The sequence below is a fragment of the Entomomonas asaccharolytica genome, from assembly GCF_016653615.1.
Taxonomy (GTDB): Bacteria; Pseudomonadota; Gammaproteobacteria; order Pseudomonadales; family Pseudomonadaceae; genus Entomomonas; species Entomomonas asaccharolytica.
In genome coordinates this window covers 1,596,086-1,610,045 of sequence record NZ_CP067393.1, presented here as the reverse complement: position 1 = coordinate 1,610,045, position 13,960 = coordinate 1,596,086, and the positions used below count along the sequence as shown (strand labels likewise).

11 protein-coding genes are annotated in these 13,960 nt (G+C 35.3%); 6 read left to right on the top strand and 5 right to left on the bottom strand.

Annotation, left to right across the window (positions count from 1 at the left end):
- Positions 1–19 precede the first annotated feature (19 nt).
- A complete protein-coding gene (locus JHT90_RS07485) occupies positions 20–646 on the bottom strand; it encodes a YqiA/YcfP family alpha/beta fold hydrolase (RefSeq protein WP_201095678.1) in 627 nt (208 codons plus the stop codon).
- A gap of 138 nt (positions 647–784) precedes the next feature.
- On the opposite strand from JHT90_RS07485, the gene guaB reads away from it, so the two are divergent.
- The 5 genes from guaB (at position 785) to JHT90_RS07460 (ending at position 7,541) form a co-directional block, all read left to right on the top strand.
- Positions 785–2,254: an IMP dehydrogenase gene (guaB, locus tag JHT90_RS07480; RefSeq protein ID WP_201095677.1), complete on the top strand. Its 1,470-nt coding sequence runs from the start codon at positions 785–787 to the stop codon at positions 2,252–2,254.
- Positions 2,255–2,323: 69 nt separating this feature from the next.
- Positions 2,324–3,901: a glutamine-hydrolyzing GMP synthase gene (gene guaA / locus JHT90_RS07475; protein WP_201095676.1), complete on the top strand. Its 1,578-nt coding sequence runs from the start codon at positions 2,324–2,326 to the stop codon at positions 3,899–3,901.
- 220 nt (positions 3,902–4,121) lie between these two features.
- On the top strand, positions 4,122–5,330 hold the full coding sequence (locus JHT90_RS07470) for a tyrosine-type recombinase/integrase (protein ID WP_201095674.1): 1,209 nt from the start codon (positions 4,122–4,124) through the stop codon (positions 5,328–5,330).
- Between the two features lie 1,117 nt (positions 5,331–6,447).
- A complete protein-coding gene (locus JHT90_RS07465; RefSeq protein WP_201095672.1) occupies positions 6,448–7,347 on the top strand; it encodes an integrase domain-containing protein in 900 nt (299 codons plus the stop codon).
- Positions 7,344–7,541 (top strand): helix-turn-helix transcriptional regulator, encoded by a 198-nt coding sequence (locus JHT90_RS07460; RefSeq protein WP_201095670.1) that lies wholly within the window; start codon positions 7,344–7,346, stop codon positions 7,539–7,541. The genes JHT90_RS07465 and JHT90_RS07460 overlap by 4 nt, the downstream gene beginning before the upstream one ends.
- A gap of 362 nt (positions 7,542–7,903) precedes the next feature.
- Here JHT90_RS07460 and JHT90_RS07455 read toward each other — a convergent pair whose 3' ends face one another.
- From JHT90_RS07455 to JHT90_RS07440, 4 genes are all read right to left on the bottom strand, one after another.
- Positions 7,904–9,751, bottom strand: a complete 1,848-nt coding sequence (locus JHT90_RS07455) for a TIGR04141 family sporadically distributed protein (protein ID WP_201095668.1) — start codon at positions 9,749–9,751, stop codon at positions 7,904–7,906.
- A gap of 28 nt (positions 9,752–9,779) precedes the next feature.
- A complete protein-coding gene (locus JHT90_RS07450) occupies positions 9,780–10,436 on the bottom strand; it encodes a JAB domain-containing protein (protein ID WP_201095667.1) in 657 nt (218 codons plus the stop codon).
- A 655-nt stretch (positions 10,437–11,091) separates the two neighbouring features.
- Positions 11,092–12,534 carry a tryptophanase gene (locus JHT90_RS07445; protein WP_201095665.1) on the bottom strand — a complete coding sequence of 481 codons (1,443 nt, stop codon included), beginning with the start codon at positions 12,532–12,534 and terminating at the stop codon, positions 11,092–11,094.
- 433 nt (positions 12,535–12,967) lie between these two features.
- Positions 12,968–13,153 carry a YodC family protein gene (locus tag JHT90_RS07440; protein ID WP_201095663.1) on the bottom strand — a complete coding sequence of 62 codons (186 nt, stop codon included), beginning with the start codon at positions 13,151–13,153 and terminating at the stop codon, positions 12,968–12,970.
- Between the two features lie 152 nt (positions 13,154–13,305).
- On the opposite strand from JHT90_RS07440, the gene JHT90_RS07435 reads away from it, so the two are divergent.
- On the top strand, positions 13,306–13,920 hold the full coding sequence (locus tag JHT90_RS07435; protein WP_201095661.1) for a hypothetical protein: 615 nt from the start codon (positions 13,306–13,308) through the stop codon (positions 13,918–13,920).
- Positions 13,921–13,960: the final 40 nt, after the last annotated feature.

Genomic DNA, 13,960 nt, shown 5'->3' with positions numbered 1-13,960 from the left:
TCTCTTTATTTAAAACCAATTAATTATTAGGTATTTCTGCCCACTCTAAAATTTCAGGTACACGTTCAGCAAAGTCTGAAAAACTATGGTCGCCACCTGCATCAATAGTCAAATCACAATTCTTATACCATTCTTTTGCAAAACGATGGTCTAATACATCATCACCTGCTTTTAACCATACTTTAAAACGCTCTTTCTCGGTTGGCATAGGTGTCTCTAAGGTAGCAAGCTCTTTCACATAACTCTCAATAAACTTTTGCTCACTATCAAAGACATCTTTTAATACTTTACCAATTTCTTCAGTAGCCAAAAGTTGATTATCTTGCAAACTTTCCTGTTCATCAAAATTTTTACCAAAAAATTTATGGGGTAAAACGGCTGGATTAATCAATAATGCCTTTAATTGATACCTTTCAGCTAAATAAGTAGCGTAATAACCACCTAAAGAGCTGCCTATAAGCGTAGGCTTTTCTAGACTAAGTATTATTTCCTTAAGCTGATCAATAGCTTCCAGAGGACTTAGCGACAAATTAGGCGCTCTAAAGTGGCTAATTTGACCTCTTTCAAGCATTAAATCTTTAATTTGTTGACATTTAAATCCCTTAGCTGAGCTGTTAAAACCATGTATGTATATTAATGATTTCATTGACTTGATCCAAATGACAGTTAAAAGTCTATTAGTATATTGTGATTAAGCTTAACAATAAACCTTTATTAATGATTGTTTGATTAAAGTTATTTCAGTATAATTACGTGCTTCATTTTTTCCCTGCTGGGAGTTGCCATGTTACGCATAAATCAAGAAGCACTTACCTTTGATGATGTCTTATTAATCCCTGGATACTCTGAAGTTCTGCCTAATACAGTTAGCTTAAGAACTAAGTTATCCCGCGGTATTGAACTCAATATTCCTCTTATTTCCGCTGCTATGGATACTGTAACCGAAGCTCGCTTGGCCATTGCTATGGCACAAGAAGGTGGTATTGGTATTATCCATAAAAATATGACTATTGAACAACAAGCCTCAGAAGTTCGCAAAGTAAAGCGTTTTGAAGCAGGCGTTGTGCAGCACCCTATCACCATAGAAGCAGATAAAACAATTGCTGATTTATTAAAAATCACTAAGCAATATAATATCTCAGGTGTTCCTGTTCTTTCTAACGGTGACTTGGTAGGTATTGTTACTTCACGCGATATTCGTTTTGAAAGCAATATGAATACCAAAATCCGTGATGTTATGACCCCAAAAGATAAATTAGTGACTGTTAAAGAAGGCGCTAATAAAGAAGAAGTAAGACAACTTCTTCATAAACACCGTATTGAAAAAGTACTTATCGTTAATGATGACTTCCAATTAAAAGGCATGATGACGGTCAAAGACATTGAAAAAGCTAAAACCTACCCTCTAGCAACAAAAGATTCTGAGGACCGTTTACGTGTAGGCGCTGCTGTTGGCACTAGCGCTGAAACACCTGATCGTATTGCTGCGTTAGTTGAAGCTGGGGTTGATGTTATTATTGTAGACACAGCGCATGGCCATTCTAAAGGTGTACTTGATCGTGTCCGTTGGGCTAAACAAAACTATCCAGACTTACAAGTTATTGGTGGCAATATTGCTACAGGTGAGGCTGCTATTGCTTTAGCAGATGCAGGTGCTGATGGCGTTAAAGTGGGTATTGGACCTGGCTCAATCTGTACAACCCGTGTAGTAGCAGGTGTTGGTGTACCGCAAATTTCTGCTATTGCCAATGTAGCCGCTGCTTTAAAAGATAGAGATATTCCGTTAATTGCTGATGGTGGTATCCGTTTTTCAGGTGACCTAGCCAAAGCTATTGCTGCTGGTGCTTATTCCGTAATGATGGGTTCTATGTTAGCAGGTACTGAAGAAGCGCCAGGTGAAATTGAACTTTACCAAGGCCGTTCTTATAAATCCTATCGAGGCATGGGCTCATTAGGTGCTATGGCTCAAGCGCATGGCTCTAGTGACCGCTACTTTCAAGACACCTCAGCAGGTGCTGAAAAGCTAGTACCAGAAGGCATTGAAGGCCGTGTACCTTTCAAAGGTGCAGTAGGCGCAATCGTTCATCAAATGATTGGTGGCTTACGTGCTGCGATGGGCTATACAGGTAGTAGTGATATTTCTACCATGCGCGCTCGTCCAGAATTTGTACGTATTACTGGCGCTGGCATGGCTGAATCACATGTGCATGATGTACAAATCACTAAAGAAGCACCTAACTATCGTGTTGGTTAAAAAATCCCTCCTCTTATTGTTAAAATAAGAGGATTTTCCTTTTATGTTCTGCCTTGATGGATATCAAACATGACTCAAGACATACATGCTCATCGCATCCTTATCCTTGATTTTGGTTCTCAATACACCCAACTCATTGCTCGTCGAGTAAGGGAAATTGGCGTTTATTGTGAACTACATCCATTTGATATGGATGAGCAAGCCATTCGCGACTTTAATCCAAAAGGTGTGATTTTATCAGGTGGCCCAGAATCAGTACACGAAGCTAATAGCCCTCGTGCTCCACAAATTGTTTTCGAACTAAACATCCCTATTCTTGGTATTTGCTATGGGATGCAAACTATGGCAGAACAACTAGGTGGTAAAGTAGAAAGTTCTACTATACGTGAATTTGGTTATGCCCAAGTTGATGTTATTGATAAAGCACGCTTATTAGAGGGCATTGAAGATAGCATTAAAGATGATGGCACACCCACCCTTGATGTATGGATGAGTCACGGAGACAAAGTAAGTCAACTACCACAAGGCTTTAAACCATTAGCTACCACTCCTAGTTGCCCTTATGCAGGTATGGCAGACAACGAACGCCATTGGTATGGTGTACAGTTCCATCCCGAAGTAACCCATACTAAACAGGGCGAACGTATACTATCTCGTTTTATCTTAGATATTTGCCAATGTAAAGCTTTATGGACTCCTGCTAATATTATCGAAGATATGACACAGCGTGTCCGTGAGCAAGTAGGTGATGCAAACGTATTGCTCGGTTTATCAGGTGGTGTCGATTCATCTGTAGTTGCTGCCCTGCTCCATAAAGCAATTGGCGAGCAACTAACCTGTGTATTTGTAGATAATGGCTTACTACGACTTCATGAAGGCGATCAAGTAATGGCCATGTTTGCAGAAAATATGGGCGTTAAAGTTATTCGTGCTGATGCTGAAAAACTATTTCTAGATAAATTGGTTGGCATATCTGATCCTGAACAAAAACGCAAAATCATTGGTAATACCTTTATTGAAATTTTTGACCAAGAATCTAGCAAACTAACCAATATTCAATTCTTAGCACAAGGTACTATCTACCCTGATGTAATTGAATCAGCAGGTGCTAAAACAGGTAAAGCCCATGTAATTAAATCACATCATAATGTGGGTGGTTTACCAGAAGATATGAAATTAAAGCTAGTTGAGCCACTACGCGAACTTTTTAAAGATGAAGTGCGCAAAATAGGTTTAGAACTTGGCTTACCCTACAATATGGTTTATCGCCACCCCTTCCCCGGCCCAGGCTTAGGTGTTCGTATTCTTGGAGAAATTAAAAAAGAATACGCTGATTTATTACGTCAAGCTGACCATATCTTTATTGAAGAACTACACAAAGCTGATTGGTACCATAAAGTAAGCCAAGCCTTTGTAGTATTCCAACCTGTTAAATCTGTAGGCGTTGTAGGTGATGGACGACGTTATGCATGGGTAGTAGCACTACGCGCAGTCGAAACTATCGACTTTATGACCGCACGTTGGGCTCACCTCCCATATGAGCTACTCGAAAAAGTATCTAATCGTATTATCAATGAAATAGAAAATATTTCCCGAGTAACCTACGACGTATCAAGCAAACCACCTGCAACAATTGAGTGGGAATAGAAATTTAGCTTTTATTAACTTCTAAATTATTCCATTAAACCCAGTTATATCAATAGATTAACTGGGTTTTTTGTTCATTAAGGTTTAATAAGATTTATTATGAGCTATTCCTTTTTACCGTAAAAATTAACGGTAAAAAATTTTAATTACCGTGTTATGATGCATTTTTACCGTGTGCTGTTACGGTAAAAATTAATTATGCTCATAAGGAGGTAGTGGGATGCTTAGTGATACAAAACTTAAATCTTTAAAGCCTAAAGATAAGGTTTATAAGGTTGCCGATCGTGATGGGCTCTATGTTACTGTTGCTAAATCAGGTCTTGTTACTTTCAGGTACGACTATAAAATTAACGATAGGCGTGAAACGCTGACTATTGGTAAATACGGAATTATTACGCTGGCAGAAGCAAGAGAAAAGTTGATGTCAGCAAAGAAGTTAATAGCTCAAGGAATATCACCTGCTGCCGAAAAACAGCGTTTAAAAGAACAGACTAAATCAAATAGCTTTAGCGATTGGCTCGAACGTTGGCTAAAAGACGTTAACTATAAAGATAGTACACGGGCTATTGTTGAAGGCATTATTAAGCGCGATGTAATGCCTAAATTTGGCAAAAAAATGCTTGATGAAATCACGGGTGACGTGTTGCGCAACCAGTGCGAAAAAGTCAAACAGAGAGGCGCGGCAGCATCAGCGGTAAGAGTACGCGATATTGTAGGTAGTGTTTTTACTTATGCTAAAGCCAGAGGGGTTAAATGCGAAAATCCAGCGGATTATGTGGCACCTTCAACTATCGCTGTGTTTACGCCAAGAGAGCGCTCCCTTTCAAAAAGAGAAGTTGGTATCTTTTTTAACACCCTTAAGAATGCACAAACTTCCCATTCATTAAAAGTCGCCTTGAAATTACTGATGTTAACAATGGTTCGAAAAAGTAATCTCATCAATGCAAAGTGGGATGAAATTGACTTTGTGAATGCTGAATGGACTATTTCTGCTGAAAAAATGAAAGCAAGTCGCCAAGGTGCAGGTCGTCCGCATGTCGTCTACTTATCAATACAAGCGTTAGACTTATTTATGCAACTGCATGTATTAGCGAGCGGTTCAGAATATGTTTTACCTAGTTTCGGTCAGTCAAAATATGGCACTGTATCGCTAAGTTCATTAAATCGAGCCGCTGCGCATACCGTTGAGTTAGCACAAAAAAATGGCTTACCAATAGAAAAATTTGTACTGCATGACATGCGCAGAACGGCCTCTACTCACTTGCATGAGGCAGGCTATCATTCGGACTGGATAGAAAAAGCGTTGTCACATGAGCAACGAGGCGTTAGAGCTGTTTATAACAAGGCTGAATATGCAGAACAGCGTCGTACGCTACTGCAAGATTGGGCTGATATGGTCGACCAATGGATTGAAGAGTATAAAGAATAACAGCGTTGACTAAACTCAATTCGATAACACATGGTACATTTGAGAACATGAAAATAATAAATATCTCCCCTTAAATCATCAAAAGTTAACTTTTGATGATTTAAGGGGACGCATAATAAGTTCAGAGAACATCGATGTTATTGTGCTCATACAAAACATGATAGATATCAAAAAAATAAAAATTATTTTTATTGTCCTTTACAGTCTAAAGATTTCCATTAGCGCCCATTTAAATCTAAAAATATCAGCATAACTCATTGTTTATAATTGATATTTTTATTTCCTGCTATTGATTTTTGTTTTACTCTACCTATAATAAGCCCTATGTGAAAGCGTTCGTGGAACGCAACATGCCGTGTGGGGCCATCCACAATCCCAGTGAGACAGGTTCTTTCGAGTCTCTGTTCAGGTGAAAAACCTGAATAAGAACCAAACCTTTTCACGTGATTAAACTTCTGTCTGCACGTGGACTGCTTTCATAATAGAAAGTAGTAGGGAGTATATTTATTTTATTAAGCCATTTGCTGTCTATTATTTTGTTAAACCTGTTTTATTTATTAATTTAATGGGTGCCTAGTTCTGTTTATTGAAGCTTAATGAACTGCTGTAAAAGCGTTCATTAATGCTCAATCCTTTTTCATTTAACCGTTCCTACGGCACAAATGATAATAAGGGACTTTGCTTAAGCTTAGTCCCTTTTCCTGTTGCTTTTTTGCTAATCAACAACGGCTAAGTTTCAGACTTAAACTGCACTAAGGCGTCACCTTAAAGCGTAGAGCTAGAAGGTGACGCCGTTTACTAACACAGTCTTAAGCCTTAATTATCAGGCTTTATACGGGTTTATTAGATAATTTCATCACTTTTCATAATTATTTCAGGAGGATTTGACCGATACCGATGGCTTGTCACCATCCATGACATGAGGGGATAACCTGATTAACAGGCGGTCGTACAGAGTACATCAACCGAACCCCTTGACCTCAACGTTGTTCCGCTCTGGTGCAAAGGTATCGCTCAAAAATAACCAAGTCAGGAAAAAGTAAACACTTTTTGTTGTTGGTTATTTCGAAACAGCACGCGCCAGAGAAAACAATTAACTACGCTTTGAGGAAAAATCATGAAAAAGAATAAATCGAAAAGTCTGAATCAACAGTTGAAGCAAGCAGCTATGCAGGCTAAAGGTTCAGGAACAACAGAACATGCAAGGAAATTACACGTTAAACGCTTTAGTAGTTATTTAAAAGCCAATAACATCCAAATTAGAGATATAAGCCAAATCAAAACAAAATATATTCAGGGCTATATAACTCAGCGCCTTGAACAGGGCGTAAAAAAGCGAACCTTAAAAAATGAAATGTCCGCTATCAGAAAAGTACTGAGAATGGAAAATCGGAGCAAACTTGCCAACTCCCCTCTTATCAGTAATGAGGCTTTAGGATTAACAGGCGATAGTAGAAAAGGAACCAAAGTCGCTATTACTGATATTCAGTATCAAGAAATTTACCAAAAAGCCTTCCAGAAAAGCCCTGCATTAGCCGCCACTATTGAAATTGCCAGAGTATTAGGTTTAAGAGGTGAAGAAGCTGTACAAAGCTGCCAATCCCTTAAAACATGGCAAACAGCTCTGACTAATGGTGCTAGTAGACTTAAAGTTATTTTCGGCACGAAAGGCGGTAGACCAAGGGAAACGACAATATTAGACAGAACCAGAGTAATTAATGCCATCAATAATGCAGTAGCGATCGCTGAAAAGCAAAATGGAAAATTAATTAACAAAGCTACTTTGAAACAGGCAATGACTTACTGGCGTAATCATTGTAGTGCAATTGGGTTAACGGGTAAATTAGCACCTCATAGCTTAAGGTATGCCTTTGCTCAGGATTTAATGCGTTATTACAAAGCACAGGGACATTCAGAAAAGGAAGTCATGGCTATGGTTTCAATGGATTTAGGTCATGGTGATGGCAGAGGACGCTATATCAAGCTGGTTTATGGTAATACAGGAGTAGAACAATGAGCAAAACTCTACTCCGATTACCTCAAGTAATGGAAAAAACTGGCTTAAAAAGAGCCACTATTTATCTACACATTAAACAAAATACATTTCCTAAGCAGTTCAAGATAGGCCAACGAGCCGTAGCTTGGTTAGAGAGCGATATTGATGCTTGGATTGATGAGCGTTTAGCTAGAAAGGAGAGAAAAAGTAAATAATTATCTTTAAGTTGAGGCTTAAAATTGTAGGGCTAGAAGTTGGTAGCTCTGTGATATTGAGCAATAAAAGCAATAAAACGACCAATATAGTAGATAGCAAGACTAGAGTTTACAAGTAAAATAACCCTCATGATTTAATGAATGGTTAAATTAAAAAGTTATAATATGGATAATAAATTCTTCTTGGCTTTAAAAGATTAAGGGTATTGAATAGTTGTAAATTGCTATAAATTTGTGCGAATTAAACCGCAAATTCCACAAATTTATAGCATGAAAATTAATTGTTTTAACTTGTATGACATGATGTGCAGCAATAATAACAACCATTAAAATATTTTTTTGTTATAGATGACAAGAAAATATTATTGTATGACCTCATATCCACCACTACGTAAATATGTAAGTTCGCCATTTTCGTTTTCCTTTACGTATACTTTGAATTTTGTATCAACATCATGCTCTTTTATATTTTTATCACAACGATTTATTTTTATAGTATGAGAAAAAACTTGTCCTTGGAAAGGGTAAAGCTCTTTTTTTCCATGTTCATCATTTTTAATGATTGCTATTATCTGAGGATGTTTACTATAGCCTTCTTTTATTAGACTATCATCTTGAATAAATGTAAGCGATACTTCTGTTTTTGATAGCTCGAGTGCACGCAACACTCTTAATAAGCTAATTTTTGAAAACAATGGAAGATTATCTGAGCGAAGATTTTTATCTTTTTTTGTTATTATTCCAAAGATTACTTTATAATTTTTTTTATCAATAATATTGTTAATTATAGTTAAATCATTATTTATTTGTTGCTGTAGTAACTCTTTTAATTTATCCCTACAAGTTTCTTCTAAATATAATAATTCAATTGAATTTGCTCCTTGGTTAAAAAGATGGCTTAGCTGTGATGAGCGAGAGGATATTTTTATATGGTATAAAATACATTGTTCAGCTTGCTCATTAAACGTCAATATATCGCAAGGTTCAATTTGAGAGTACCCATCAGGACTAATATTTGTTTGATCTAAACAAAAAAAGTTTTCTTTTCCTTCTATAGCTGCTTGATTATAATTTTCTTCACTATATGTCAAAACTCCGTTATTTCTATTATCATGATTATATGCAATAAGATTGGTATCTTCACATACTGCATCAATAGATTCTTTTAGTTTAGCTAGATAGTCGGTATCAATACGATACCATTCACCTTCACATAGATGATAAATATGATTATCTGATTGAAGAGGAGTATCAAAAATCAAACTACGATAAACACTATATGATCCAGTAGTTTTCCCATCACTATCACATAAGTTTAATTCGGTTTTTTTCAATATATCTAATGTAATTTCATTTATACCACGATCATCTAAGTAATCATAAAAACCATTGAGTGATACATCAGAGTATACTTTTTGTATACCTGCTTTACCACTAAATGTACAGAAAATATTATCTTTATAGTCTATAATTTCAGGTACTGATAATAATAGATCTTGGTTTCTATTAATAAAATTCTCTAAAAGAATATTGTTTAATATTGCAACTTTTACTGGATCTTTTTCAGGCATTATTTTCTGAATATTGGGAAATGATGTTAAATATTCTTCACTATTATATAATGTTAAAAGTTGTTGACATAACCCTAATAAATTTTCAGGTTCTATTTTTAAACCTACTCTCAAACTTATTGAACCTGTAGCATTTTTAAATAAATTAACATATTCACTCTTAACTTTACCTGTTAAGCTTTTTAATATCTCACTATTACTATCAAAATCTAAATATGTTAAATCGGATGTTATTGGTAACTGCATTCTTTTTCTTCTGGCGGCGCTAGGGTCTACAATATCTGCACTTCTAAGTTCTTGTGGATCTAAACTATTAAGAGTAACTTTTAAACCAAAGTCATATTCATAAGATGCATCAATTAAATGATGAGATACGAATCCAAACGATAAAGCAAAACACCTATCATCTACAGGTAAAAATATTAATGCCCCTTTATTTTTCTGGGTTAAATTACTTTCAATACCAAAATAATTTACCCACCAAGGAGTGGTTTCCATGTTATCTGCAATATATAAAGATGCACTTTCAGGTAAATTACTAGCGCCAATATTGGAAAGTAAGTCACTAGTAGGCTTTATAGAATTACTTGCGTTATAACCTTGTTTGAGAAGAAAAATAGAAAAGGGTCTAGTTTTCATAATATATTACCTTCCATAAGTCACTATTTTATTTATTTATTATTCTTTCAATCTCTTTAACTTTTACATCCAAAATTTTTGCAATAGCTTCAACAGAAACACTTTTTTCAAATAAGGCGAAAACCAAAGCTTCTTTTTGAGCACGCTCAGTCTTAAGCATTTCTTTAGTAGCTTTTATTGCATCCCTGGCAATCTTCTTCTCTTCTTTCCGAATCTGCTCTATCACCTGATAAGTCGGCACATACTTAAGGCTTTTCTCTAGCTCATCCATTAAGCCCATACCTCTAAAAGACTCATAGGCTTCGGTGCTGATGATAAGGTGATCTACTAGGGCAATATTGAGTATCCGGCCTACCTGAATAAGGCGATCGGTTATATCTAAGTCGTCTTTTGAGGGGACTAATCGTCCTGAAGGATGGTTGTGAACGGCTATTACCCGTGTAGCGTTTTTCATTACGGCAACACGATAGATATTCATAGGTTCGACTGGAACAGATCTTACAGTGCCTAATGCAATTAACTCGATATACAGAATGTATCCTGCTTCGTTCATGCCGATAATCCAGAAATGTTCTTTTTCTCTGTCTATCTTATTTTCACGACGTAGAATACGCTGCATGATTTCATAAACGTCGTCTGAACCTTCTACATAACGTTTATCGTTTTTACCGAGTTTAATATCCATAGGTCATTTCTAATCAGGAATGTTGGCCAAAAATATAACATAGTTTACTGGTGATTGTAAGTAAACGGCATCAGCTAAACCAATGATATGTAGTTTATATTTTTATTAAAAACTGATTAATTCATTATATTTTTAAGAAACAAATACGTTGTTCAGTCAACAGGCGATAAAAGAAAATCAGTTATCAAACTGGTGAAAAAATTTGGCAATATCTTTCCAGCTTTTTATAAATTAAAAGCACAGTTTGCACTTTTCACTCTAACAAACGGTATTAAATTTTAATATTTTGAGGTAATATTGAGCTCATAAAGAATAGTCTTTTTATTTATAATCATATGGTTAATGTGCAATGTATTGTATAAAAAGATTGCAGGTGGTTTTTCAAAAATAATATTTTTTATTAAAATTTTATAACTATCTGATTATAAATATTTTTTAATTAATTCAATTATTTATGGTGTATCCACTAAGGATTGCACGGTATTTTTAACGGTATAAGTATTTTTTTGAATTTATAACTTATTAATTAATAAATAAAAATTAGTTGGCGCTACGATTGAGTGGGAATAGCCTCTAGTTTTTGGTGTACAAACTAGTAAAACAAAGCCAGTATTATCAAAAGATATACTGGCTTTTTCATTAATAAATAGTATTACTAACGAGCATTCTCGCCAAAATCTTTTTCAAAGGCTGCCACTAATTTATCTTGCCAATCACTTAAAGGTCTTAGTCTGCCGAAGAAAAAGCGCATGATTTTTGGTTCTTCAAAAAATTCTAAACCACCAATTAAGTGACGATTATCAAAGAGCCAATGGATACGGTCAACTGCATATTGGATTTGTGAAAGTGTCATCATTCGTCTTGGTATTGCTAAACGTAATAATTCCATGGAGGAAAGTGTTTCTGTACCATCTGGCTTTCTAGCCTCAGACATTGTTCCTCGCTCCATACCACGAATACCACTAATCAGGTAAACAGCCGCTGCTAATGCTCCAGCAGGATATTCTGACTGTGGAACATGACTAACAATCTCTTTTGCGTCTAGGTGGCAGCCTAACCCTCCTGATGGTGTAATTACAGGCACACCACGTTTAATCAATTCTTTTGACATGTAGTTAATCATCATGGGGCCTTGGGAGATGATATCTAAGTCTAATGTTTCATCAAGCCCAACTACCAAAGCTTCCATTTCTCGAGTTGACATGCCACCATAGGTTAAAAATCCTTCATAAAGTGGTACAAGCTCTTTCATTTGATTTATAAGTTGTTCATTGTTTGAACAAATTCCACCGCCACGAGCGCTGCCCAGTTTTCTTGCTGAAAAGTAGATAATATCGCAACGATTAGCAATTTCATGCACAATTGCCTGAGTTGACATGTCTTTTGCACGAGGTTCACGAACTTTAATAAAATAGAGGTTATCAGAAAGCAAACTAGCATCTAACACCAACATAATTTTATTCGTTTTGCAGATATTGCTGATAGTTTCTAAGTTTTCTAATGAGAAAGGTTGGCCACCAACAAGGTTAGTCCCTGCCTCCATACGTACATAAGCAATTCTATCACCCTTTTCATCAATTAATTTTTGTAATTTATTGGGGCACATGTTGCCTTTGAAAGGATTATCACTGGTAATTTTAAACCCTTCATCAATTAGTAATTCGTCAATCTCACCACCACGTTTCGCAATATGGGCATAGGTGGTGGTAAAATGATAGTTCATTGGAACAATATTGCCAGGTTTAACAAAGGTTTCTGAGATGATATTTTCACAAGCGCGGCCCTGATGGGCAGGAAGAAAATATTCCGTATTGAAAAAACTTTTTAATTTATCTTTTAAACGGTAAAAGGTTTCACTACCTGCATAGCTATCATCAGCCATCATAGAGGCTGCAATTTGTCGATCACTCATTGCATTAGTGCCACTGTCTGTTAGCATATCAAGAAAGACATTTCGGGTGGGCAATAAAAAAGTATTGTTGCTTGCTTCAGTAATGGCTTTGAGCCGCTCCCGTATAGGATGAAGATAGGTTTTTTGTACAACTTTTATTTTATGCATTTCTAAAGGAAGCGTTTCACCATTACGCAATTTAATCATTTAGATTCTCCTAATCGTGTATTTATGCAACCAAAATAATAATGGTTATTATTTATTGTAGGTATATCGTAGTTATTATATGAATAGATAAGTCTTGCATGTTAAAAAGAAAAATAAAACTTTTTATAAAGTTTATAACATTAAAATTGACATTGATCTAATAATGGAACATTACTATGGCTATTTTATTTACTGTAGTAAGGGTAAGTCGCCAAAAAGGATTATTTCATAGCTTTTTTTATCAATTAAAAGATAAGTTATATGTCTTGTGGGATACTGTTTTAGGTGAATGAGCAGCACCAAGCGCTAAACTTGCACACTGCTCTAACCTAATAACTTATTGTTTCCCCTAAATATTTATAGAACTTTTGACGATAATATCTATAAAGATGATGTGATAATTTGGTTTAAAAGTATAGTGGTAATCTAGTTACTATACCCTTTCTAAAATGGCAGCGATAAAAGTATCATATTTAAATTTATTTTCTTTATCATCAAACCATATTACGATCACTTCTGAATCAGTAGTGTAGACTCCTTTCCTTGGTTCACCAACTACTGTCATTTTTGGACCGCCTGATCTTAATTGTACAACATTTCCCACTTCAAAATTTGCCATGCATACCTCTACTGCTTGTGCTATATCAATCCTTTTTAATTACTCCCTTTAGTTAATTTATCCTATAATATGAAATATTACCCTAATCCAATTGGATAATAGGTTAAAACTTTTGTATGATAATCATAAACATAAACTTAGGCAATGCAATTATGCAAAAAAATATTTTAAGCTTACTCATAATGATTAGTTTATTTGGCTGTACTTCTTATGTCCATAAACAACCAGACCCAGTAACCATTAATAATGAAAAATTTATTAATATGCCTAAAGATAAGGCATGGACTGCTACTTTTAATCAATTATTTAATAATGTTTTTTCTGTTCAATCATCAGATAAAGCAACAGGTACTATAATTGCTACTTTTAAAACAGACCGTCCTGCTAATTATGTGGATTGTGGTTTAGTGACTAGTAGTTATGTTAATAAGGAAAAAGTAACTAAAAAATACGCTTATAATTATGCTGAATCTACTGAGTATACTTATGAAAAAAATGGACAAGATTACGACGCCAAAGTAACAACAGACCTTGAAGCCACTATCACTGCTAAAGTGGCAGAAGCAGGTGCAGTTAGTACTGTAACTATTGATGTAGACTATATATTAAATCGTAACACAACATCTACTAATCAAGCCGATAACACAGAGTTACCTGTTGAAAAAGAACAAATTAAATTTTCATCAACAGAACCTTATAATACTGAGAAATTTTCTTGTGCATCCATGGGTACTATTGAACATAATTTGTTAAATGGTATTAAGTAAATTCAATTACATATTTTTAAGTAATAAAAAACCGTTATGA